Source organism: Microvirga sp. Mcv34 (genome assembly GCF_024519725.1).
Lineage (GTDB): Bacteria > Pseudomonadota > Alphaproteobacteria > Rhizobiales > Beijerinckiaceae > Microvirga.
Genome location: NZ_JALJRK010000016.1, coordinates 51,841 through 75,101 on the forward strand (window position 1 = coordinate 51,841; position 23,261 = coordinate 75,101).

General features: G+C 64.7%; 24 protein-coding genes. 13 read left to right on the top strand and 11 right to left on the bottom strand.

Annotated elements, in window-relative coordinates:
• Position 1 precedes the first annotated feature (1 nt).
• Positions 2-577, bottom strand: coding sequence for a polyhydroxyalkanoate synthesis repressor PhaR (phaR, locus tag OC446_RS11105; RefSeq protein ID WP_262029091.1), 576 nt, complete (start codon positions 575-577; stop codon positions 2-4).
• Between the two features lie 234 nt (positions 578-811).
• Here phaR and OC446_RS11110 point away from each other — a divergent pair, with 234 nt between their 5' ends.
• The 4 genes from OC446_RS11110 (at position 812) to OC446_RS11125 (ending at position 4,726) form a co-directional block, all read left to right on the top strand.
• Entirely contained in the window at positions 812-1,990 is a 1,179-nt protein-coding gene (locus OC446_RS11110) for an acetyl-CoA C-acetyltransferase (protein WP_262029092.1), read from the top strand.
• A 178-nt stretch (positions 1,991-2,168) separates the two neighbouring features.
• Positions 2,169-2,894 carry an acetoacetyl-CoA reductase gene (phbB, locus tag OC446_RS11115; protein WP_262029093.1) on the top strand — a complete coding sequence of 242 codons (726 nt, stop codon included), beginning with the start codon at positions 2,169-2,171 and terminating at the stop codon, positions 2,892-2,894.
• 146 nt (positions 2,895-3,040) lie between these two features.
• Positions 3,041-3,787 (top strand): SDR family NAD(P)-dependent oxidoreductase, encoded by a 747-nt coding sequence (locus OC446_RS11120; RefSeq protein ID WP_262029094.1) that lies wholly within the window; start codon positions 3,041-3,043, stop codon positions 3,785-3,787.
• Between the two features lie 63 nt (positions 3,788-3,850).
• Positions 3,851-4,726 (top strand): DMT family transporter, encoded by an 876-nt coding sequence (locus tag OC446_RS11125; RefSeq protein WP_262029095.1) that lies wholly within the window; start codon positions 3,851-3,853, stop codon positions 4,724-4,726.
• On the opposite strand, the gene OC446_RS11130 is transcribed toward OC446_RS11125, so the two are convergent.
• Both OC446_RS11130 and gloB read right to left on the bottom strand, forming a co-directional pair.
• Positions 4,698-5,462 (bottom strand): GNAT family N-acetyltransferase, encoded by a 765-nt coding sequence (locus tag OC446_RS11130; protein WP_262029096.1) that lies wholly within the window; start codon positions 5,460-5,462, stop codon positions 4,698-4,700. The genes OC446_RS11125 and OC446_RS11130 overlap by 29 nt on opposite strands.
• A 33-nt stretch (positions 5,463-5,495) precedes the next feature.
• On the bottom strand, positions 5,496-6,263 hold the full coding sequence (gene gloB / locus OC446_RS11135) for a hydroxyacylglutathione hydrolase (RefSeq protein WP_262029097.1): 768 nt from the start codon (positions 6,261-6,263) through the stop codon (positions 5,496-5,498).
• A gap of 114 nt (positions 6,264-6,377) precedes the next feature.
• Here gloB and OC446_RS11140 point away from each other — a divergent pair, with 114 nt between their 5' ends.
• The 3 genes from OC446_RS11140 to OC446_RS11150 all read left to right on the top strand — a co-directional run bounded on the left by OC446_RS11140 (position 6,378) and on the right by OC446_RS11150 (position 9,977).
• On the top strand, positions 6,378-7,130 hold the full coding sequence (locus tag OC446_RS11140) for a class I SAM-dependent methyltransferase (protein ID WP_262029098.1): 753 nt from the start codon (positions 6,378-6,380) through the stop codon (positions 7,128-7,130).
• Between the two features lie 349 nt (positions 7,131-7,479).
• Positions 7,480-8,433 (top strand): acetyl-CoA carboxylase carboxyltransferase subunit alpha, encoded by a 954-nt coding sequence (locus OC446_RS11145; protein ID WP_262029099.1) that lies wholly within the window; start codon positions 7,480-7,482, stop codon positions 8,431-8,433.
• A gap of 257 nt (positions 8,434-8,690) precedes the next feature.
• Positions 8,691-9,977: a murein L,D-transpeptidase family protein gene (locus OC446_RS11150; protein ID WP_262029100.1), complete on the top strand. Its 1,287-nt coding sequence runs from the start codon at positions 8,691-8,693 to the stop codon at positions 9,975-9,977.
• A 134-nt stretch (positions 9,978-10,111) separates the two neighbouring features.
• Here OC446_RS11150 and OC446_RS11155 read toward each other — a convergent pair whose 3' ends face one another.
• The 3 genes from OC446_RS11155 to OC446_RS11165 form a co-directional block, all read right to left on the bottom strand.
• Entirely contained in the window at positions 10,112-10,819 is a 708-nt protein-coding gene (locus tag OC446_RS11155; protein ID WP_262029101.1) for a protein phosphatase CheZ, read from the bottom strand.
• Positions 10,820-10,824: 5 nt separating this feature from the next.
• On the bottom strand, positions 10,825-11,208 hold the full coding sequence (locus tag OC446_RS11160; RefSeq protein ID WP_114943316.1) for a response regulator: 384 nt from the start codon (positions 11,206-11,208) through the stop codon (positions 10,825-10,827).
• A gap of 181 nt (positions 11,209-11,389) precedes the next feature.
• Positions 11,390-13,012, bottom strand: coding sequence for an ABC-F family ATP-binding cassette domain-containing protein (locus OC446_RS11165; RefSeq protein WP_262029102.1), 1,623 nt, complete (start codon positions 13,010-13,012; stop codon positions 11,390-11,392).
• A gap of 308 nt (positions 13,013-13,320) precedes the next feature.
• Here OC446_RS11165 and OC446_RS11170 point away from each other — a divergent pair, with 308 nt between their 5' ends.
• Together OC446_RS11170 and OC446_RS11175 are read left to right on the top strand one after the other, a co-directional pair.
• On the top strand, positions 13,321-13,761 hold the full coding sequence (locus OC446_RS11170) for a c-type cytochrome (protein WP_262029103.1): 441 nt from the start codon (positions 13,321-13,323) through the stop codon (positions 13,759-13,761).
• Positions 13,762-13,825: 64 nt separating this feature from the next.
• The gene (locus tag OC446_RS11175) at positions 13,826-14,668 is read left to right on the top strand and encodes a DUF1194 domain-containing protein (protein WP_262029104.1); all 843 of its coding nucleotides are present in this window, start codon (positions 13,826-13,828) and stop codon (positions 14,666-14,668) included.
• 17 nt (positions 14,669-14,685) lie between these two features.
• Here the strand turns inward: OC446_RS11175 and OC446_RS11180 are convergent, their stop codons facing one another.
• Both OC446_RS11180 and secA read right to left on the bottom strand, forming a co-directional pair.
• Positions 14,686-15,108, bottom strand: coding sequence for a GFA family protein (locus OC446_RS11180; RefSeq protein WP_262029105.1), 423 nt, complete (start codon positions 15,106-15,108; stop codon positions 14,686-14,688).
• A 148-nt stretch (positions 15,109-15,256) separates the two neighbouring features.
• Entirely contained in the window at positions 15,257-18,070 is a 2,814-nt protein-coding gene (gene secA, locus OC446_RS11185) for a preprotein translocase subunit SecA (RefSeq protein ID WP_262029106.1), read from the bottom strand.
• Positions 18,071-18,319: 249 nt separating this feature from the next.
• Here secA and OC446_RS11190 point away from each other — a divergent pair, with 249 nt between their 5' ends.
• A complete protein-coding gene (locus OC446_RS11190) occupies positions 18,320-19,225 on the top strand; it encodes a peptidylprolyl isomerase (RefSeq protein ID WP_262029107.1) in 906 nt (301 codons plus the stop codon).
• A 117-nt stretch (positions 19,226-19,342) separates the two neighbouring features.
• Here the strand turns inward: OC446_RS11190 and OC446_RS11195 are convergent, their stop codons facing one another.
• On the bottom strand, positions 19,343-19,555 hold the full coding sequence (locus OC446_RS11195) for a hypothetical protein (RefSeq protein ID WP_262029108.1): 213 nt from the start codon (positions 19,553-19,555) through the stop codon (positions 19,343-19,345).
• A 164-nt stretch (positions 19,556-19,719) separates the two neighbouring features.
• Between OC446_RS11195 and argJ the strand changes: the two genes are divergently transcribed.
• Positions 19,720-20,961 (top strand): bifunctional glutamate N-acetyltransferase/amino-acid acetyltransferase ArgJ, encoded by a 1,242-nt coding sequence (argJ, locus tag OC446_RS11200; protein WP_262029109.1) that lies wholly within the window; start codon positions 19,720-19,722, stop codon positions 20,959-20,961.
• A 12-nt stretch (positions 20,962-20,973) separates the two neighbouring features.
• Here argJ and OC446_RS11205 read toward each other — a convergent pair whose 3' ends face one another.
• Entirely contained in the window at positions 20,974-21,342 is a 369-nt protein-coding gene (locus OC446_RS11205; protein WP_262029110.1) for a hypothetical protein, read from the bottom strand.
• 145 nt (positions 21,343-21,487) lie between these two features.
• Here OC446_RS11205 and mutT point away from each other — a divergent pair, with 145 nt between their 5' ends.
• On the top strand, positions 21,488-21,901 hold the full coding sequence (mutT, locus tag OC446_RS11210; protein ID WP_262029111.1) for an 8-oxo-dGTP diphosphatase MutT: 414 nt from the start codon (positions 21,488-21,490) through the stop codon (positions 21,899-21,901).
• 9 nt (positions 21,902-21,910) lie between these two features.
• A complete protein-coding gene (locus OC446_RS11215; protein WP_262029112.1) occupies positions 21,911-22,840 on the top strand; it encodes a DMT family transporter in 930 nt (309 codons plus the stop codon).
• On the opposite strand, the gene OC446_RS11220 is transcribed toward OC446_RS11215, so the two are convergent.
• Positions 22,824-23,258: an acyl-CoA thioesterase gene (locus tag OC446_RS11220; protein ID WP_262029113.1), complete on the bottom strand. Its 435-nt coding sequence runs from the start codon at positions 23,256-23,258 to the stop codon at positions 22,824-22,826. The genes OC446_RS11215 and OC446_RS11220 overlap by 17 nt on opposite strands.
• Positions 23,259-23,261: the final 3 nt, after the last annotated feature.

A 23,261-nucleotide genomic window follows, 5' to 3' on the forward strand; every position in this document is an offset into this window, starting at 1 on the left:
GCTACTTGCTCGACAGCTTGTCGAGCTTCGCCTGCATATCGGCCATCTGCTGCTTCAGGCGATCGAGGTCGTTCGCCTCCTCGCCCTTGGCCGCCGGCTTCGTCTCGGGCGTCCCCGACGCGGCTTGAGGGAAGGGCGAGAACATGCGCATGGCTTCCGTGAAGAAGCCCATGTTCTTGCGCACCTGCTCCTCCATCGCCTGGAAGGCCCCCGGACCGAAGGTCTGCGCCATCTGTTCCCGTAGCTTCTGCTGCTCCTGGGACAGGTTGTTCATGGAAAATTCGAGGTAGCTCGGCACCAGGGCCTGCATGCTGTCGCCGTAGAAGCGGATGAGCTGGCGGAGCACCGTGACCGGCAGGAGGTTCGGCCCTTCCTTGTTCTCCTGCTCGAAGATGATCTGCGCCAGGACCGAGCGGGTGATCTCCTCGCCGGACTTCGCGTCATAGACCACGAAATCCTCGCCTTTGCGCACCATGCCGGCCAGATCTTCCAGCGTCACGTAGGTGGATGTGCCCGTGTGGTAGAGGCGGCGGTTGGCATATTTCTTGATGACCGTCGGTTGTTTGTCCGTCGCCATTTCGCCCGATACGCTCCCGGGAAAACTAACATGGCCGAAATCCCGATCCCGATCCGCAGGATACCGGCCGTTAATGATTATAAGTCTTATGCCGGCCGATCAAAGCGCCAAAAGTCTAAGGCGCGTCGGAGCAGGGTTGCACGATCCGGTCCTTGACATCCCACCCTCTGGGGATTTGATCGAGCCGGCACTACATTCATTCTGCGACCAGACAATCAGCATGAGGAGAGAGGAATGGCCGGAGACAGGATCGTCATCGTCGGCGCGGCGCGCACCCCCGTCGGCTCGTTCAACGGCGCCTTCGCCAATACCCCGGCTCATGAGCTCGGCGCCATCGCCATCAAGGCGGCCCTCGAACGCGCCAAGGTCGAAGGCGGAGAGGTGGACGAGGTGATCCTCGGCCAGATCCTCACCGCGGCCCAGGGCCAGAACCCGGCCCGTCAGGCCGCCATGGCGGCGGGCGTACCGCAGGAAAAGACCGCCTGGGGCCTCAACCAGCTCTGCGGCTCCGGCCTGCGCACGGTCGCCATCGGCATGCAGCAGATCGCCAATGGTGACGCCAACATCATCGTGGCGGGCGGCCAGGAATCCATGTCGCTGGCGCCCCATGCCGCCCATATGCGGTCCGGCACCAAGATGGGCGATTTCAAGCTCATGGACACCATGCTCAAGGACGGCCTGATGGACGCCTTCCACGGCTATCACATGGGCAACACCGCCGAGAACGTGGCCCAGCGCTGGCAGCTCACCCGTGAGGAGCAGGACCAGTTCGCCACCGGCTCCCAGAACAAGGCCGAGGCCGCCCAAAAGGAAGGCCGTTTCAAGGACGAGATCATCCCCGTGACGATTTCCTCCCGCAAGGGCGACATCGTCGTGGACCAGGACGAGTACATCCGCGCCGGCACCACGATCGAGTCGCTCGCCAAGCTGCGCCCTGCCTTCTCGAAGGAAGGCACGGTTACGGCGGGCAACGCCTCGGGCATCAATGACGGCGCGGCCGCCATCGTGCTGATGACGGAGGCCGAGGCGGAGAAGCGCGGCCTGACCCCGCTCGCCCGCATTGCCTCCTGGGCGACCGCCGGCGTCGATCCGGCCATCATGGGCACGGGCCCGATCCCGTCCTCGCGCAAGGCCCTGGAGAAAGCCGGCTGGAAGGTGGCCGACCTCGAGCTCGTGGAAGCCAACGAGGCGTTCGCCGCCCAGGCACTCGCGGTCAACAAGGACATGGGCTGGGATCCGTCCATCGTGAACGTGAACGGCGGCGCCATCGCCATCGGCCACCCGATCGGCGCATCAGGCGCCCGTGTGCTCGTGACTCTTCTCCACGAGATGGGCCGGCGCAACGCCAAGAAGGGTCTCGCGACCCTCTGCATCGGCGGCGGCATGGGCGTGGCCATGTGCCTCGAGCGCTGAACGGCCTGACGCACCAAGACTGCTAAAACGTCATGAAGCTCCGGAAATTCCGGAGCTTCTCTCTTTCCCGTTCCGTCAAATATCCTAAGCTATGTTGTCAGGGGCTCGGATCGGGCCGCCTGACAGTGAATGGATCCGACAGAGATCCGAGCGGGAACGGTCTTGGGAAGGAAACAGCATGGCGCGTGTTGCAGTGGTTACCGGCGGCACCCGCGGCATCGGTGCCGCGATTTCGAAGGGCTTGAAGGACGCGGGCTACAAGGTTGCGGCCAATTACGGTGGCAATGACGAAGCAGCCAACCGTTTCAAGCAGGAGACCGGCATCCCGGTCTTCAAGTTCGACGTTTCCGATGCGGCATCCTGCGAGAGCGGCATCAAGGCGGTCGAAGCCGAGCTCGGCCCCGTCGACATTTTGGTCAACAACGCGGGCATCACCCGCGACGGCATGTTCCACAAGATGACCTACGACCAGTGGTCTGCCGTCATCCGCACCAATCTCGATTCCATGTTCACCTGCACGCGCCCTGTGATCGAGGGCATGCGCGAACGCGGCTTCGGGCGCATCATCATCATCTCGTCCATCAACGGCCAGAAAGGTCAGATGGGACAGGCGAACTATTCCGCTGCGAAAGCGGGCGTGATCGGCTTCGCCAAGGCCCTGGCGCAGGAGAACGCCAACAAGGGCGTCACGGTCAACGTGATCGCGCCCGGCTACATCGCCACGGAAATGGTGAAGGCCGTCCCCGAAGAGGTTCTCAAGTCGAAGATCCTGCCGCTCATCCCCGTCGGCCGCCTCGGCGAGGCGGAGGAGATCGCCCGCAGCGTGCTCTTCCTGGCCGCCGACGAGGCCGGCTTCGTCACCGGTTCGACCCTGTCCGTCAACGGCGGCCAATACATGGCCTGACCGACTTGGCCTGACCGACTTGGCCTGATTGACTTGGCCTGATCGACTTGACCTGACCCGCACGGCATCGTTCCGGACCCGGCCTGTTCGCGCCGGGTTTCGGAACGACGCGCCCTATCCTGCCTGCAATACGGAGAATGTGACGAATGAACCGCATCGACATGGCGGGCCGAACCGTCGTGATCACGGGAGGGGCTCGCGGCATCGGCTATGCGATCGGCGAGCGCCTCGTGCAATCGGGCGCTCGCGTCGCCATCTGGGATCTCCGCCTCGACGAAGCCCGGACCAGTGCCGCCGCGCTCTCGCAGAATTGCCTCGGCCTGAGCGTCGACGTCTCGGACGGCCTGTCGGTCGAGCACGCCGCGCAGCAGACCCACGCCGCCTTCGGGCGCATCGACGGCCTGGTGAACGGCGCCGGGATCACGGGACCGGTCAAGCCTCTGGCCGAGTATTCCGTCGAGGAGTGGCGCAGCGTCGTCGAGGTCAACCTGACCGGCACCTTCAATTGCTGCCGCTTCATCGTGCCGATCATGCAGGAGAACGATTACGGCCGCATCGTCAACATTTCCTCGGTCGCCGGCAAGGAGGGCAACCCGAACCTCGCCGCCTACAGCGCCGCGAAGGCGGGCATTATCGGCCTCACCAAGTCGCTCGGCAAGGAATTGGCCAAGACCGGCATCGCGGTGAACTGCATCACGCCGACCACGGCCAAGACGAAGATCCTCGATTCCCTGACGCCGGAATTCATCGAATACATGCGCGTGCGCATCCCGCGCGACCGCTTCGCCGAGCTGCACGAGATCGCCGCCATGGTGGCCTGGATGCTCTCCGAGGAGAACTCCTTCACCACGGCTGCCACCTTCGATCTCAGCGGCGGGCGCACGACCTACTGAAATTTCTCCATCATCGTATCTCGGCCCTTCGCGTCATCGACGAAGACATGGTAGGTGGCGGCCATGACGACTCGCACCGCCACCTCCATCGGCCTCATCGCCATCCTGCTCTGGTCCATGCTTGCCCTGTTCACGGCGGCGACGGGCACGATTCCGCCGTTCCAGCTCAACGCCATGACGTTCCTCGTCGGCGGGCTGGTGGGCGTGGGGAGCTGGATCGTGCGGCCTCAAGGGCTCAAGGCCCTGCACCAGAAGCCGGTCGTCTGGGCCTTGGGCATCGGCGGCCTGTTCGGCTACCACGCGCTCTATTTCGCCGCCCTGCGCTGGGCGCCGCCGGCCGAGTCGGGCCTGATCAACTACCTCTGGCCACTGCTGATCGTGCTGTTCTCCTCGCTCCTGCCCGGCGAGCATCTGCGGCGCTCGCATATCGTGGGAGCGCTGCTCGGATTCGCCGGCGTCATCGTGCTGATCGCCGGACGCGGCGCCTTCGATGCCCGCGCCGAATACATGCCCGGCTATATCTGCGCCTTCGTGGCCGCCTTCGTCTGGGCCGGCTATTCGGTGCTCTCCCGCCGTTTCGGCCAGGTGCCGACCGATGCGGTGGCGGGCTTCTGCCTCATGACCTCGCTCCTGAGCCTCGTCTGCCACCTCGCCTTCGAGACCACTGTCTGGCCCGAGACGACGACGCAATGGCTCGCCCTCCTGGCGCTTGGCCTTGGCCCCGTGGGCGCGGCTTTCTATGTGTGGGACATCGGCATGAAGCGTGGCGACATCCGCTTTCTCGGAGTCGCCTCCTATGCGACGCCGGTGCTGTCGACCCTGCTGCTGGTGGTCGCCGGCTATGCGGAGCCGACCCTGACGCTCGTCCTCGCCTGCGGCCTCATCGTGGCCGGTGCTCTTATCGCTACTCTCACACCGAAGAAGACCGTCCCGGCATGACCCGGTGAGTATAGCGGTAGGCGGTCTCGAAACCGAGCGTGCCGTAGAGAGCGCGGGCGATCTCGTTTTCCTCGCGCACCTGCAGATAGGCGGTATGCGCGCCCTCCCGGCAGCCCCAGGCCATGAGGCTCGCCACCACGCGCCGGCCCAGGCCGATACCGCGCAGGTCCGGCGCGACCACGATGTCGTAGAGGCCGACATAGCCGCGCTCCACCACGCCGAGGCCCCAGGCCACCGGCCTCTCGTCGAGGCTGAGCGTGGCATAGGCTGTCTTCTGGCGGATTCGGGACACGATCCTCATCAGGGTCTCGTCATCGGCCTTGTCGCCGCCGTAGGATTCCGCCGCCGCCCGCACCCAGCGCTTGGATGGCTGCGGATCGAGGTTGACTTCCGGGTCGCTCTCGCAATCGCCGATCTGGATCGGAGCCGTGAGCACGTGCGTGGGCTCGATGTCCTTGAAGCCCCGCTCCTTCAGCAGCTCGTCCACCTGGGGCGCCTCCACGCCGTTGAGGCGGAAGGTGGGACGCACATTGGCCTCCACGAAACGCGCGACCATGTAATCGAGAAGCTCGTCGTCGAGGCCGATATCGGGCCGGAAGGGCGTCGCGGAATTAGCCCGCTTCGAGTAGCCGTTCGCAAGACGGAGGACCCAGGCGTCGTAGAGCTGATAATCGAACGAGGGCCATGCGTTCAGGAGGCGGCTCTCGAGTCCGATGATGAGGCTGTGGTCGTTCATGAGGCTGTCGGCTCCCGCAAGGTCATGCCCTCATCAGAACCTGTTCTTCCATTCGCGCAAGGCCTGAAACACCTCCACGGGCGAAGCCCCTTCCTTATGAACGGATTTCGCGAGCGCAGGCTCCCCGGCCCGTAAGAACGGGTTGGTGGCCTTCTCCTGGCCGATGGTCGTCGGCACCAGGAAGCGGCCCTCCGTCTTGGCCATTTCCGCTCCCGCCGCCCGCGCCTTGAGGGCGTCGTTGTCCGGATCGGCGGCGAGCGCGAAACGCGCATTGGACAGCGTGTAATCGTGCCCGCAATAGACCCGCGCCTCGTCCGGCAAGGAAGCGAGACGCAGCAGCGTGGCCCAGAATTCCGCGTAGGTTCCCTCGAACATCCGCCCGCAGCCTAGGGTGAAGAGGGTGTCGCCGGCGAACAGGGCCCGATCCGCCGCGAACCAGTAGGAGACATGGTCCAGGCAATGGCCCGGCGTTTCCCAGACATGAGCCTGAAGGCCGCCCACATGCACCGTGTCGCCCTCGCGCACATAGGCATCGGCGGACGGCACGGCCTCACGCGCCTTGACCGGAGCCACGACCCGGCAGCCCGTGCGGCGCTTCAGGGGCTCCACGGCCTGCACGTGATCGGCATGGCGGTGCGTGACCAGAATGTCGGTGAGCTGCCATCCTGTCTGAGCGAGAGCCGTCAGGATCGGCCCCTCCTCGGGCGCGTCGATGGCCGCGCAGGCTCCCGTATTGGGATCGTGGACCAGAACACCGATATTGTCCTGGAGGCAGAGAAAGGCGTGGATCTGGGCGGACATCGAGGCACCTTGTCTTGATGTGCTCTGAGCTATCATGGAACAGTCGGCCCGTGAAACCAGACCCGGAGCCCGTAATCGCCTGCGGGTCAGATCGAGAGGCATCCCGTTGAGGCCATGAGCATCGACATCACCGATCTGCGAGGCTTCTACGCCAGTCCGCTGGGAGCCGTGACGCGCCGGTTCGTCGGACGCGCCATCGACCGGTTCTGGGGACCGCTCACGGGCCTGCGCGTGCTCGGCCTCGGCTATGCGCCGCCCTATCTCTCCGCCGTGAAGGGCGACAGCGAGCGGACCCTGGCCTTCATGCCGGCGAACCAGGGCGTGGTGAACTGGCCCAGAAGCGGCGCCTCGGCGTCGGCGCTCGTCGATCCGCTGATGATGCCCCTGCCCGATGCCTCCATCGACCGCGTACTCGTGGTCCATGCCCTGGAAACGGTGGAGAGCCCGACCGAGCTCCTGCACGAGATCTGGCGTATCCTCACCCCCGGCGGACGGATCATCCTGGTGGCCCCCAACCGTCGTGGCCTGTGGGCGCGCATGGACACGACCCCCTTCGGCTACGGGCAGCCTTACAGCCGCTCGCAGCTCAAGAGCCTGATGCGCCAGACCTGGTTCTCCCCCGAAGGCTGGGCCGAAACCCTCTACGTCCCCCCCTTGCGCAACCGCCTCCTGCTCCAGAGCGCCCAAGCCTGGGAACGGGTCGGCGCGGGGTTCTCGCTGCCCTTCGCGGGCCTGCACATCGTGGAGGCGACGAAGCAGCTCTACCGGCCCGGAGCCGTCCATGCGGTGCGCCGCTCCCGGCGCCTCTCGCCCGTTTTCGTCCCGGCTCCGGCCGCTCCGGCCTCCCGAATGACGCCGCTGTCTTGATTCCGCCGGGTTTTACGGGAGTAAGTCCAGCGCATCGTGCGGAAAAGTGGCCCCGGTTTTCCGACCTTGACGATGCGCGATTTAAAAACTGAGCATCGAATGGGTCCCAAAAGTGGGCCCACTTTTGGGTCCGATGCTCCAGGCTCAACTTGACTTGAGTCCTCCAAAACGCCAGTGTCCGGCCCGCTTCGGCAGGGCTATCCGGTCACGCCGGCCTTCATGTTCGTTGGAGCATCGTGCGGAAAAGTGGTCCCGGTTTTCTGCCTGAACGATGCTCTCATAAAGGAGAAAGCATCGGGTTAGTCCCAAAAGTGCAAATCCACTTTTGGGCCCGATGCTATAGAGTCTGATGCGCAGTTATCTCGATTTCGAAAAGCCCGTCGCCGAGCTGGAAGCCAAGGTCGAGGAGCTCCGGGCCCTCGGTGAGAACCGGGACGCCGTCTCCATCACCGACGACATCTCGCGCCTGGAGGTCAAGGCCGCCGATGCCTTGAAGGAGCTCTATGCCAAGCTTACGCCCTGGCAGAAGACCCTGGTCGCGCGCCATCCCCAGCGCCCGCATTTCATCGATTACTGCGCCGGACTCATCACCGAGTTCACCCCGCTCGCCGGGGACCGCAAGTTCGCCGAGGACGAGGCCATCGTCGGCGGCTTCGGCCGCTTCCGCGGCCAGCCGGTCTGCGTGATGGGGCAGGAGAAGGGCCACAACACCGAAACCCGTATCCGGCACAATTTCGGCATGGCCCGCCCCGAGGGCTATCGCAAGGCCGTGCGCCTGATGGAAATGGCCGACCGGTTCGGGTTGCCCGTCCTCTCCTTCGTGGACACCGCCGGAGCCTATCCCGGCATCGAGGCGGAAGAGCGCGGTCAGGCCGAAGCCATCGCCCGCTCGACCGAGATGCAGCTGGCGCTCGGCGTGCCGAACGTCTCCCTCGTGATCGGCGAAGGTGGTTCGGGCGGCGCCATCGCCATCGCGACGGCCAACAAAGTGCTGATGCTGGAGCACGCCATCTACAGCGTGATCTCTCCGGAAGGCGCGGCCTCGATCCTCTGGCGCGACGCCGCCCGGGCCCAGGACGCGGCCACCAACATGAAGATCACGGCCCAGGACCTCCTGCGTCTCGGCATCATCGACGGCATCGTCACGGAACCCGTGGGCGGCGCCCACCGGGACCCGGAGGCGACCATCCAGGCCGCCGGCAACGCCATCGAGGAAGCCCTGCAGGACCTCGGCAACATGGGTCCGGCCGAGATCCGCGACCATCGCGCCGAGAAGTTCCTCAATATCGGCCGCAAGCTCTAAGTCGACTCGTTCGATTTCTTGCCCGCCCGCCATCTCGGGCGGGTTCCTCTTGCGGCTCTCCATTACCCCGGAAGAGACATGCACCCCTCCGATGAGCGGTGCTGAAGCCCGTTTCAGCCCGATCTTTTACCTTCGATTCAGCATAACTCCGTTACGGCCCCGCTTGCAGTAATGACCAGTTAAGGCTAACGATTTAGGGGTTAAAGGGGAACTGAACGGCACAGACGTCGGGCAGATCAAAAATTGCGGGGTCCCCCATGATGAAGCGTTTTGCATTGGCCGCGAGCCTGGTGCTCGCGCTTGCCGCCTGTCAGGACGACCAGCTTTCCCGTGGGTCCACACGACATCTCGTCCCGATTCCGCCGGCCACGATGGCGTTGATGTCCACGAAGGGCATGTCGAAGGACGATCCTATCCTGGTCCGGGCCTATAAGAAGGAATCGGAACTGGAGGTCTGGAAGCGCGGCTCCAACGGGAAATACGCGCTCCTCAAGACCTATCCCATCTGTCGCTGGTCAGGCCAGCTCGGGCCCAAGACCCGCGAAGGCGACCGTCAGGTGCCGGAAGGCTTCTACTCGGTCACCCCGGCCCAGATGAACCCGAACTCGGCCTATTACCTGTCGTTCGATACGGGCTACCCGAACGCCTACGACCGGTCCTTCGGCCGTAACGGCGGCGACATCATGGTCCATGGCGCGTGCTCCTCGCGGGGCTGCTTCGCCATGACGGACCAGAACATCGCCGAGATCTATGCCATCGCCCGCGAGGCTCTCGGCGCCGGTCAGCGCAGCTTCCAGTTCCAGTCCTATCCGTTCCGGATGACGGCCGAGAACCTGGCCAAGCACCGCCTCGACCCGAATATCGGCTTCTGGAAGAACCTGAAGGAAGGCTCCGACACCTTCGACGTGTCGAAGGAAGAGCTACGCGTGGCCGTCGCCAATCACCGCTACCTCTTCAACGCGGATGAAAGCACGGTCGCCGCCGTGGCGCAGAAGCAGCGTCATGACGAGCAGCAGGTGGCCGAGCTGGTCGCCAAGGGCGAGAAGCCGATCAAGCTCGTCTACAACGACGGCGATACGCACGAATCCTTCCGCGCCGCCCTGGCCAGCGCGTCGGGCGTATCCGACAGCAAGCTCGGTTTCGTGAGCCGCACCGAAGGTATTTCCTCGGGCCCGCAGCAGATCGCTCTCGACGACAGCGGCCGCGAGAAGATCGACACGCCGTCGACCGCGCTCGCCTTCGCGTCCATGAAGGAGGTTCCTGCCGCGCAGCCTGAGCCCCGCCAGGCGGCAAGCCGTGTGGCGGTAACCCAGCAGACCGCGCCGATTGCAGCCGCTGCCGCGGCGTCCTCCTCGCAGGAGACGCCCTTCTACAAGAAGATGTTCAGCGGCATGACCGACCTGTTCAGCACCTCGGACGCGCAGCCCGTGGCCGAGACGGTCCAGGTCGCTCCGGCTCCCGTGAAGGCGGGCCCGGCTGTGAAGGCCGTGCCGCAGAAGCGGGCGCAGGGCTCCACGGGAGTCAATGTGGCGGCTGCCAACTGAACCGTTTCCCTAAAAGCATACGACGCAAAAGCCCGCCTCACCGGCGGGCTTTTTTGTTGCAGCGGCCGGTGTGGCGGCAGCAAAAAGCCCGGCATGAGAGCCGGGCTTCGATGGTTTTTACGGCACAGGTCCGATCAGCCGAACAAGGCGTCGATGGCATCCTGGGAGGTGCGGTTCGGATCGCCGTCGAGGGCCGGTCCGTTCAGCAGGGCATCATCCCCTTCCCGTCCTGGCATCTGGAAGGCGTCCACGTCGTTGAAGCTTTCGAGGCCGCCCCAGATATGAGCCATCTGGGTCACTCGCTCCTCGATGAACTTCATCGAACCGACGACCTTGCTGATGCGCTGGCCGGTAATATCCTGGAAATTGCACGCCTCGAAGATCGTGATGACCTTGTCGGAGATCCGCTGGGCCATCGCGGCGTCCTCGCCGGACAGGTGCGAGGACAGCGTCCCAGAAATCTCGTCGATCTCCTCGGCCGCCGCCAGGATGCTGTTGGTGGCCGCTTCCGTGCCGGAAACAACAGCCCCCAGTTCATCCGTGACGCTGGTCACCTGCCCGCCCGGCGTGTGCGAGTGCAGGGTCGCGATCTCCCGCTTGGTGCGCTGGATCGATTCCGTGATGGCGTCGAGCTCTTCCTTGAGCCTGAGCGCCTCGCGCAGGTCGGTGCGGATCTGGTCCAGGAGAGCCTTGGAGGCCCCGCTGTTGGGCTCGAGCGCCGCGTGGATGGCCGCCATGCCCCGCATGATCTCCGCATGCCGCCGGGCGGCGATGCTTTCGCGGGACTGAGCCAGGAGATCCAGGCTCAAGGGGTCGAAAGAGACGGGTGGCGGAAGGCGCATCGTGGCTACTCGCCCAGCACCGCGGCGATCTTCGAGCGCAGGGTTTCCGCGTTGAAGGGCTTCACGATGTAGTTGTTCACGCCCGCCTGCTTGGCAGCCACCACGTTCTCGGTCTTGGCCTCGGCGGTGATCATGATGAAGGGGAGGGCATTCAGCTCCGCGTCGGCGCGGACCTTCTGGAGAAGCTCGAACCCGGTCATCGGGGCCATGTTCCAGTCGGAGATCACGAGCCCGTACTTCTTCTCCTTGAGCTTGCCCAGGGCTTCCGAACCGTCCTTGGCCTCGTCGACGTCGGTGAAGCCGATCTGCTTGAGGAGGTTGCGGATGATGCGCAGCATCGTTTGGTAATCGTCGACGATGAGCACCGGAAGGGAGGTATTCAATGCCATGATGTTTCGGCCCGAACTGAGAAAGGGTTGCGGATCGGGCCCTTCGGCAGGACCCTGTTCCAAAAAGGGTTGATGTGTCCCTGCCTTATTCACGACGATGCTTGCCTCAAGCTGACCTCAGGACGGCAGCAAAAAGCCCGGCGCGGTGGCCGGGCTTTCCGTTGATCAATTGGAGACCGTCTCAGTGGCGCAGGCCCGGGGCTTCCTGGCCGGTGCGCGCCACGTATTCGGTATAGCCGCCGCCATATTGGTGAATGCCGTCCGGGGTGAGCTCGAGAACCCGGTTGGACAGGGCGGCCAGGAAGTGGCGGTCGTGGGAGACGAAGAGCATGGTGCCCTCGTATTTCGACAGGGCCTCGATCAGCATCTCCTTCGTGGCCATGTCGAGATGGTTCGTGGGCTCGTCGAGCACCAGGAAGTTCGGCGGGTCGTAGAGCATCTTGGCCATGACGAGGCGCGCCTTCTCGCCGCCCGAGAGCACGCGGCACTTCTTCTCCGCGTCGTCGCCGGAGAAGCCGAAGCAGCCGGCGAGCGTGCGAAGGGAGCCCTGCCCGGCCTGCGGGAACGATTCTTCCAGGAACTCGAACACCGTGCGGTCGCCTTCCAGCACCTCCATGGCGTGCTGGGCGAAATAGCCCATCTTCACGCTCGCGCCGATCGTGACCGACCCATCATCCGGGGACGCCGAGCCCGCGACCAGCTTCAGCAGGGTCGACTTGCCGGCGCCGTTGACGCCCATGACGCACCAGCGCTCCTTGCGGCGCACGGCGAAATCCAGCCCCTCATAGATGCTGCGGCTGCCATAGCGCTTGTGCACGCCCTTCAGGCTCACCACGTCGTCTCCCGAGCGCGGAGCGGGCAGGAACTCGAAGGCTACCGCCTGACGGCGCTTCGGCGGCTCGACCCGGTCGATCTTCTCCAGCTTCTTGACCCGGCTCTGCACCTGGGCCGCGTGGGAGGCGCGCGCCTTGAACCGCTCGATGAACTTGATTTCCTTGGCCAGCATGGCCTGCTGGCGCTCGAACTGGGCCTGCTGCTGCTTCTCGTTGAGTGCCCGCTGCTGCTCATAGAACTCGTAATCGCCCGAATAGGTGGTGAGCGAACCGCCGTCGATCTCCATGATCTTGTTGACGATGCGGTTCATGAAGGCGCGGTCATGGGAGGTCATGAGCAGCGCGCCGTCATAACCCTTCAAGAACTCCTCCAGCCAGATGATACTCTCGAGGTCCAGGTGGTTGCTCGGCTCGTCGAGGAGCATCACGTCCGGTCGCATCAGAAGGATGCGGCCGAGCGCGACGCGCATCTTCCAGCCGCCGGACAGGGCGCCCACATCGCCATCCATCATCTCCTGGCTGAAACCCAGCCCGGCCAGAACCTCACGCGCGCGTCCTTCAAGGGAATAGCCGTCCAGTTCCTCGTACCGCGCCTGGACCTCACCATAACGCTCGATGATCGCCTCGAGGTCGCCCGCTTTGTCCGGGTCCACCATGGCGGCTTCCAGCTCCCGCAACTCGGCCGCCACGGCGCTGACGGGGCCTGCCCCCTCCATCACCTCGGCCACGGCGCTGCGGCCGGCCATCTCACCGACATCCTGGCTGAAATAGCCGATGGTCACGCCGCGATCGACGGAAACCTGTCCCTCGTCGGGCTGCTCCTCCTTGTTGATCATCCGGAAGAGCGTCGTCTTGCCCGCGCCGTTGGGACCCACGAGGCCGATCTTCTCGCCCTTCTGGAGCGTCCCGGAGGCCTCGATGAAGAGGATCCTGTGGCTGTTCTGCTTGCTGATGTTCTCGACGCGTATCATGAATCGTGAGGCCTGGCGCATCGTGCAAGGTCGGGGTCCGGTTTTCCGCCCCGAACGATGCGCGCTTCAAAGGGGAAAGAGCATCGACTGGGATCCGGAAGCGAAATCCGCTTTCGTCGCCGATGCTCGGGAGAGGTTTCGACGGCCTTATGGCATGGCTCGCGCCCGGGGGCGAGCACCCACATGCGGGCAAAATGTCAGGGGCTATATTGGGCGCTCGAGCCGAATAGCTGCGTCTAATCCCCTTTTCCAATGGCCTTGGGCCGTGCGCGGGAACATCCTGTGCGGGAGGAGAAAGGATGGTCGAGATGCGAAAGACCGTCATTGCTGCAGCCACCGTGCTGATCGCCAGCGGGCTCGGAGTGCTCGCCCAATCCAACGACCCGGTCGCCCAGCGCCAGAGCTTGATGAAGAACAATCAGGAACAGGTCCGCGCGCTCACCGGCATGGCCCGAGGGCAGGTTCCGTTCAATGCGGCCACCGCCCAGGCGGCCTTCCAGCGGATCGCGCAGAACGCGCAGCAGATTCCCGGCCTGTTCCCACCGGGCTCGAACCGCGGCAAGACCGAGGCGCTGCCCACCGTCTGGGAACGCAAGGCAGATTTCGACGCTCGTGCGGCCAAGCTCGAACAGGACGCCAAGGCGGCCGAGGCAGGTCTCACGGATCAGGCCGGCCTGCAGGCTGCGGTTCAGCGGGTCGGCCAGAACTGCGGCGGTTGTCACGAATCCTATCGCCGCAAGGAAAGCTGACGTCATATTGTAAGTCCTTTGGTCCTCCGCGGCCGAAGGGGTTGAACATCGAAGGGAGATCGCCATGCGGTGTCCCAAGGCTTCATGGCTGCTCCCCGCTTTCGTGGCGGGACTTCTGACCGTCGCCCCCGCCTGGCAGCGGGCGCCCGACGAGGTCGATCTCGCACTCGTGCTGGCCGTGGACATCTCCACGTCCATGGACCCGGACGAGCAGGCCCTGCAGCGGCAAGGCTATGTGGAAGCTTTTCGCGCGGGGACGGTGCACCAGGCTATCCATAGCGGTATGCTAGGGCGCATCGCCGTCACCTATGTGGAATGGGCCGGGGCGCACCCGCGCGTCCAGAACGTCGTGGTGCCCTGGACTGTGCTGGAAGGGCCGGCGGACAGCCTCGCCTTCGCCGAACGGCTGGCCCGCGCGCCCATCCGCCGCGAGGCCGGAACCTCGATTGCCGAGGCCGTCGATTTCAGCCTGGCGCTTTTCGCCCTTGGTCCCTTCCGGCCCGCCCGGCGCGTAATCGATCTTTCGGGCGACGGGTCGAACAACCAGGGCCCCCTGGTTACGGAGGCGCGGGACAGGGCCGTCGCTCGCGGCGTCACGATCAACGGCCTTCCCATAATGCTTCATCCGACCGAGCGGCGGGAGGACGCGATGCTGGACGCCTATTACCGCGACTGCGTGATCGGCGGCGTGAACGCCTTCATGGTGCCCGTGCGGGACCGGGGGCAGTTCCTGACGGAGACGCGGGCCAAGATCGTCCACGAGATCGCCGGCACGTCCGAAGCCGCCGGGCGGGTCCAGGCTGCGGGAAGCGCGCCGAAGACGGATTGCGACACGAGCGAGAGCCTGTGGGACGATATCGTCCCCTCACCTCATTCGCCTGACCACGGTATCGGCCACGAACTGTAGGGAACAGCCCTCGTTCCTCACTCGGCCATCGTCTCGCCGGTTCCGCCGACTTCGGCCGGAAAGTCCTTCAGCTTCGGCAGCCCGTCCCGCATGGGTAGAACCGTCTCGGCATAATTGAGATGAACGGCGGGAACGAAGTCGAGGGTTGGGATGGTCGCGGCGAAGACATCGACGAGCCCGATGGTCGGATGGTTGGTCATCAGGTGCCCGCCGCATTTCGAGCAGTATTGCCGCTGGCTGAACGGGGTCTTCTGGAAAGTCGCGAGGTTCTCGGCGCCGGACGTAACCCGCACGGCCTCCGGCTTCCAAAGGCTGAAGGCATTCACCGGCCCGCCGGACCACGAGCGGCAGGATTGGCAATGGCAATAGCCCATCGCCTCCGGCGTCCCGCTGACCTCGACCTGGACGTCACCGCAGAAACAGCGTCCGACATGAGACATAGTTTTCTCCTCCGGTTCGGCAGCGGCCGCGGCCATTCTAACCCCGGCTGCCTCCGAGATCTGCTGGCGCAACGGAGGTAGGAAGAGACCTTCGCAGCAAAAAGCCCGGCACAGGGCCGGGCTTTTCCCTATTCGATGTCTTTGCCGCTTACGCCACGAACTGTCCGTGGCAATGCTTGAACTTCTTGCCCGAGCCACAGGGGCAGGGCTCGTTACGGCTGACCCGACCCCAGGTGGCGGGGTCGTTCGGATCGCGCTGGGCGCCCGTGGACGGGTCGACGGAGGTTGCCGCATAGCCGACAGCGCCGCCCTCACCGAAGGCCGAGCCCTGTGGCATGTCGAACTCGTTCTCGCCGGTGGCCGGATCGAGGTGCTGGGCGAACATGGGCGGAAGGCCCTGCGGCTCCGGCTGCTGGAACACCACCTGGATGCGCATGAGCTGGCCCGTCACCTGCTCGCGCAGATGGCCGATCAGGCCGTTGAACAGCTCGAACGCCTCGGACTTGTACTCGTTCAGCGGATCGCGCTGGGCCAGGCCGCGCCAGCCGATGACCTGACGCAGGTGGTCGAGGGTCACGAGGTGCTCGCGCCAGAGGTGGTCCAGGCTCTGCAGCAGGACCTGCTTCTCCACGTAGTTCATCACATCGGACGTATTGGCCTCGATGCGCTGGGCATAGGCTTCGTCGGCCGCCCTGGTGATGCGCTCACGGATCTCGTCGTCGGCGATGCCCTCTTCCTTGGCCCATTCCTCGATCGGCAGATCGAGGTTGAGGAAGTTGACGACGTTCTGCTTCAGGCCCTCGACGTCCCATTGCTCCGCATAGGCGTTTTCCGGAATGGCCCGGGAGACGATGTCCTCGATCACGCCGTGACGCATGTCGTCGATGGTCTCGCGGACGCTCTCCTCGGCCATGAACTCCTTGCGCTGCTCGAACACGACCTTGCGCTGGTCGTTCATGACGTTGTCGTATTTCAGGATGTTCTTGCGGATGTCGAAGTTGCGCGCCTCGACCTTCGCCTGTGCCCGCTCGATGGCCTTGTTGATCCACGGATGGATGATGGCCTCGCCTTCCTTCAGGCCGAGCTTCTGCAGCATGCCGTCCATGCGGTCGGAGCCGAAGATGCGCATCAGGTCGTCCTGGAGCGACAGGTAGAACTTGGAGCGGCCCGGATCGCCCTGGCGGCCGGAGCGGCCGCGCAGCTGGTTGTCGATGCGGCGGGATTCATGGCGCTCGGTGCCGAGCACGTAGAGGCCGCCGGCGGCGAGCGCCCGCTCCTTGAAGGCCACGACCTCGTCGAGGATCTCCTTCTCGCGGCGGGCGCGTTCCTCGCCCTCCACGCCGACCAGCTCGCGCTCAATGCGCATCTTGGCGTTACCGCCGAGTTGGATGTCGGTGCCGCGGCCGGCCATGTTGGTCGCGATGGTGATCGCCCCCGGCACGCCGGCCTGGGCGACGATAAAGGCCTCCTGCTCGTGGAAGCGCGCGTTGAGCACGGCGAAGTGCTTGGTACCCCGGCCCGCCCGGGCGTCACGGTAGAGGGGTTCGAGCGCCTGCGGGTTCTCGAAGTCGATGAGCTTGTAGCCTTCCTGGATCAGGAGCTCGGCCAAGTGCTCCGACTTCTCGATGGACGTGGTGCCGACCAGGATCGGCTGGCCCTTGGCCGAAGCGGCTTCGATGTCCCGGATGACCGCCTTGTAGCGCTCCTCGACGGTCCGGTAGACCTCGTCGTCGTCGTCGATACGGGAAACGGGACGGTTGGTCGGGATCTCGACCACTTCGAGGTTGTAGATCTCCAGGAACTCGTCGGCCTCGGTGGCGGCCGTTCCGGTCATGCCGCCGAGCTTCTCGTAGAGGCGGAAGTAGTTCTGGAAGGTGATGGAGGCCAGCGTCTGGTTCTCGGGCTGGACCTGGACCTTTTCCTTGGCCTCGAGAGCCTGGTGCAAGCCTTCCGAGTAGCGGCGGCCCTGCATCATGCGGCCGGTGAACTCGTCGATGATCACCACCTCGCCGTTGCGGACGATGTAGTCCTTGTCGCGCTGGAACAGGGTGTGGGCGCGCAGGGCCTGGTTCATGTGGTGGACCAGGGTGGCGTTCTGGGCGTCGTAGAGGTCGCCCTCCTTGAGCAGGCCGATCTCCCGCAGCAACTCCTCGATCTTCTCGGTGCCCTCTTCGGTCAGCGCCACGGAGCGCTGCTTCTCGTCGAGCTCGTAATCGGTCTTATTCAGGCGCGGGATCACCACGTCGATGGCGTTGTAGAGCTCGGAGCGGTCGTCGAGGGGACCGGAGATGATGAGCGGGGTCCGGGCCTCGTCGACCAGGATCGAGTCCACCTCGTCCACGATGGCGAAGTTGTGGCCCCGCTGGACCATCTGCGCCATCTCGTATTTCATGTTGTCGCGAAGGTAATCGAAGCCGTATTCGTTGTTGGTCCCGTAGGTGATGTCGGCCGCGTAGGCGGCGGCGCGCTCGACGTCGTCGAGCCCGTGGACGATCACCCCGACCGAAAGGCCCAGGAAGCGGTAGATCTGGCCCATCCACTCGGAGTCGCGGCGGGCGAGATAATCGTTGACCGTCACCACATGGACGCCCTTGCCGGAAAGGGCGTTCAGGTAGACCGGCAGGGTCGCCACCAGGGTCTTGCCCTCGCCCGTGCGCATTTCGGCGATCGAGCCCTCGTGGAGCACCATGCCGCCGATGAGCTGCACATCGAAATGCCGCTGGCCAAGGGTACGCTTGGCCGCCTCACGGACCGTCGCGAAGGCGGGCACCAGGATGTCGTCCAGGGTCTTGCCGGCGGCGAGCTGGGCCTTGAAGTCCTCGGTGCGGGCACGGAGCTGCTCGTCGGACAGGGCCTCCAGCTCGGCCTCCATCGCGTTGATGGCCGCTACCTTCGGCCGATAGGACTTCAGACGGCGATCATTGACCGAGCCGAAGATTTTCTTCGCGAGAGAACCGAACATCGAGAGCCTTCGAAATTCCAGAATGCAGGAGAAAGGAGCGTTTGCGCCGCCTTATAGACCTAATTACGCCGGAGCGCATCTTAAAGACTATGACTTTAGTAGCGCAGTCTCGAGCAGCCCGGAGGCCCTTTCAAGACCCCGCGAGCGGCGCTGCTGTGACATAAATATGCCATCACTTGCAAACGTAAACACATTCGGCCATCTGATCGTCGCTGTCCGTGGGCGATCACGCTCACCAGAGGAAACCATATGTCTCGCTCACTCACGTTCCGTAAGAGCTTCCTGACCCTCGGCGTCGCCCTGCCGCTCATGGCCGGGACGGCCCTCGCCCAGACCCCTCCTGCGACTCCTGCCACGCCTGCGACCTCCCCGGCGGCCGTTCCGGCCGTCGATCCCGCCAAGGTGATCGCCCGCGTCAACGGCGTCGACATTACGGAAGGGGATCTTGCCATCGCGTCCGAGGATCCTGCTCTCCAGATGCCGAACGTGCCCGAGGAGCAAAAACGCGAGCTGCTGACCGGCTACATGATCGACCTGAAGCTCGGCGCCAAGGCCGCCGAGGCCGCCAAGGTCGGCAGCAGCGCCGAGTTCGCCCGCAAGCTCGCCTATAACCGGGACAAGACCCTGCTCGACGAGTACCTCGACCAGGAGTCCAAGAAGGCCGTGACCCCCGAGGCCGCCCGCAAGCTCTACGACGAGACGGTCAAGAGCGTGCCGGCCGAGCAGGAGGTCCGCGCCCGCCATATCCTGGTCGAGAACGAGGACGAGGCCAAGAAGATCGCGGCCCGTGTGAAGGGCGGCGAGGACTTCGCCAAGGTGGCCGGAGAGGTCTCCAAGGACCCGGGTTCCAAGACCGATGGCGGCGATCTCGGCTTCTTCACCAAGGACCGCATGGTCGAGCCCTTCGCCGAAGCCGCCTTCAAGCTGGAGCCCGGCCAGATCTCCGATCCGGTGAAGAGCCAGTTCGGCTGGCACGTGATCAAGGTCGAGGAGAAGCGCACTAAGCCCGCCCCGTCCTTCGACGAGACCAAGGACCAGGTCGAGACCTATCTCGCCCGCAAGGCCCAGCAGGACCTGATCATGGGCCTGCGCAAGAACGCCAAGATCGAGCGCCTGGACGACAAGGGCAACCTCGTCGAGCAGAAGCAGCCTTAAGACCTGGTTCTATCGGTGTTCAAAGGGCGGCCCCAGGGCCGCCCTTTTCGTTTCCGATCCCAGGGATCTCCTTCCCGCACTGCGTCGCCGGAGATGACATTGCCTCGCAGGGCAATGTCACTTGTTGTGCCGCCCCATCCGGTTAGGGTCGACGCCGCCCTGGCGGTTCGTCTGGTTCTCCACGTCGCCCTGGAAGGTCGAGCCGCCGTCGAGGTCGCGCGGATCCTCGCCGGTCATGTTGGAGCCCTTCGAGCGGCCGATGCCCGGATCGACAGCGAGATCGCTGCGTGGGCGCTCCTGGGGTTGGGTCTTGGGGTGCTTGGCCGTCATGAAAGCCTCCATCGCTTGCAGACCGGGTCAACGAGGACACACTCGCGGCGTTCCTTGGCCTAGGTCATCACGCTTCTGCAGCTTTGACTTGACAAAAAGCCTTAAAAAACCACAGGTCGCCTTTCCTAAACGGTATTCCATCCGCTCACTCCGAGACCTTCTGCATGTCCAAGTCCGTGTCTCCGCTCGCGCCCAAATCGTTTCCGGCGCTTCCCGCCATCGAGGGCGTCAGGATCGCGACGGCGGAGGCCGGCATCCGATACAAGAACCGAACCGACGTTCTCTATGTGACTCTGCCCAAGGACACGACCGTGGCAGGCGTCTTCACCCGCTCCAAATGCCCTTCGGCTCCCGTCGACTGGTGCCGCAAGAACCTGAGCAAGGGCACGGCCCGGGCGCTGGTGGTCAACTCGGGCAACGCCAATGCCTTCACGGGCAAGAGGGGCGCCGAGGCGGTCAAGCTCACGGCCGACATCGCCGCCGAGGCGGCCGGCTGCCGGGCCTCCCAGGTCTTCATCGCCTCCACGGGCGTGATCGGCGAGCCCCTCGATGCGACGAAGTTCGAGAACGTGCTCACGGCCTGCGAAAAGAAGGCCAAGCCCACCGCCTGGCTCGATGCCGCCAAGGCGATCATGACCACCGACACTTTCCCCAAGGTGGCAACCCGCACAGCCACCATCGGGGGCGTCGAGGTCACGATCAACGGCATCGCCAAGGGCGCCGGCATGATCGCGCCGGACATGGCCACCATGCTGTCCTTCATCTTCACCGACGCGCCCATCGCGGCTCCGGTGCTGCAGGCGCTGCTGAAGAAGGGCGCCGACAAGAGCTTCAACTGCGTGACGGTGGACAGCGACACCTCCACGTCCGACACCCTGCTCTTCTTCGCGACCGGCGCGGCCGCCGCCAAGGGCGCGCCCGCGATCTCCCTGCCGAGCGACCGGCGCCTGAAGGAGTTCCGCGGCGCCCTGGAGAGCCTTCTGGCCGACCTCGCCCAGCAGGTCGCCCGCGACGGCGAAGGCGCGCGCAAGTTCGTGACCGTGAAGGTGACCGGCGCCACGGGCGCTACCTCGGCCAAGCGCATCGCCATGGCGATCGCCAATTCACCCCTGGTGAAGACGGCAGTAGCCGGCGAAGACGCCAATTGGGGCCGCGTGGTCATGGCCGTCGGCAAGGCCGGCGAACCCGCCGAACGCGACAAGCTCGCGATCTGGTTCGGCGACATCCGCGTGGCCGTCAAAGGCGCCCGAGATCCGGAATACGACGAGGCAAGGACCTCCACCTACATGAAAGGCGACGAGATCACCATCCGGGTCGACCTCGGCCTCGGCCGCGGCGAGGCCACCGCCTGGACCTGCGACCTCACCAAGGCCTATGTGGAGATCAACGGCGACTACCGGAGCTGATACGGAATTCGATCAGGGAACGACTGTAACCTTCATCTTCGTGGTGACGCGCATCGGGCCGCCATACTGGTCCGTTCCGATAATCGCGTAGGAGAACTCGTCCGATCCCTGGTAACCGGGTTTGGCCACATAGAAGGGCATGATGCCCTTTACGCCCGCCATCCCAGCCTTCGGTTTTTGGACAATGGCTGCTTCGGTGATGGCCCCTTGAATGCCGTTGAGGCCAAAGCCGCACCCTTTGCCGGCTTTGACGGTCATTTCGCCTTCGAGATTCGCAACATGACTGTTGAAGATCATGGGCGTGACGGAACAATCCTGCGCCTGTGCACTCGCTCCCGTGATGAGAACAGCACCGAGTGTTGCAGCGATCACCTTATGCATGAAAACGTCCTGACGTTTTATCGTTATACCAGTTCAGGTTGCGTTTCATAGTTACGTTTGTCAAGTTCAGGTTGCCTGTTCGCCTGTCGATCAAATCGGGGTATGACAGCGGCCTGACCCGAACCGCTCACATGGCTGAAGATAAGTGCCGCCTCTCAAGCTCACCCTCGTCGTCGCCGTCGCTCTGATCGATACCGACAATCGCATCCTTCTGGCGCAACGGCCCGAAGGGAAGCAGCTCGCCGGCCTGTGGGAGTTTCCTGGCGGCAAGGTGGAGCCGGGCGAACGGCCGGAGGAGACGCTGATCCGCGAACTGCGCGAGGAACTCGGCATTACTGTGAAGGAGCCCTGTCTCGCCCCGCTGACCTTCGCGAGCCACCCCTACGAAACCTTTCACCTGCTCATGCCGCTCTATATCTGCCGGCGCTGGGAAGGTTTCGCGCAGCCGCTCGAAGGGCAGGCCTTGAAATGGGTCAAGGCCCAGGAGCTGCGCAGCTATCCCATGCCGCCTGCCGACGAGCCGCTGATCCCGTTCCTCGTCGACCTTCTCGGGCCGTAAAGGGCGTCCATGTCGTCTCAGCAAGCCACGGAAGCGGTTCCGGAACCGTCCGCTCCAACGGCCGCCTTCGTCGTCTCGAACCTGCTCGTCTGCTCCATGCTCTGGGGAAGCTCCCTCGTGCTGATCAAGCTGAGCGGCAACCAGAACCCCTTCGTTCTCGCGGCTATGCGTGGGCTGATCGGCGGAACGACCCTCGCGGTGTGGTTCGCGACCCGGGGCAGGAGCGTCCTGCCGCAACGGCATGAATGGCGGGTCTGGGTCATTCTGGGCACCCTCAACGGTTGGCTGCCGAACGTGCTCCTGGCCTATGCCCTCACGCGGCTTCCCACGGCCACAGCCGGCATGATCCAGGCCTCCTCGCCACTGCTCGTGGCGGTCCTGTCCCATCTCCTTTTCGCCGACGAACGGCTGAGTTCCCGGCGTTTCCTGGGCGTCGCCACCGGATTCGTCGGCATGGCGATCCTGATCGGTCCGGCCGCCCTCCCCGACAGCGGCATGGATGAGGTCGGTGTCCTGATCATGCTGGCCGTCGCCTTCAGCTATGCGGCGGCGAATATCTACGTGCGCACGGTCAGAGGGACCGATCCGGGCCGGATGGCCCTTGGCCAGCAGATCTGCTCGGGCGCGGGAGCGATGGTGCTCGCTCTGACCCTGGCCGGACCGTCGGCCTTCGCTCCGGTGCTGCCGAACGCGTTGCCGCTCCTCGCGCTCGGCGCCCTCGCCACGGCCCTGCCGATGCTGCTGTTCATGCACCTGATCCGCCGCACGGGCCCGACCCGCGCCTCAATGGTAGGCTACCTGACGCCGGTCTGGACCACCATCATGGCGGTGCTGTTCCTCGGCGAGAGCATCGGCCTGCGCGAGATCCTCGGGGGTGCCGTGGTGCTGACCGGAGTGGCGCTCGTCTCCTTCAGCGGACGGCTCAAAGCCATTCGCTGAGCACGGCCCTCGTTTCAGGCGGGATCTCCACCGGGCGCTGGGTGGCGCGGTCCACGTAGACATGGACGAAATGGCCCTGGGCGGCCGCCTGCTCGCCGCCGCTCCTGAAGATCCCGATGCGATAGCGCACAGAGGAGCGGCCGAGATGCGCCACGGCGATACCGGCCTCCAGGGCCTCCGGAAAGGCGACGCTCTCGAAATAGGTGCAGCCCGATTCCACCACGAGACCGATGACCGGGCTCTCGGCAATGGCGAGCAGGCCATTCTCAACGAGCCATCCGTTCACGGCGCTGTCGAAATACGAGTAGTAATGGACGTTGTTCACGTGCCCATAGGCGTCGTTGTCCATCCAGCGGGTCGCGATGGGGCGAAACAGCCTGAAGGCGGAGCGGTGGAGGCGAGTGGGTCGGTGCGACATAGG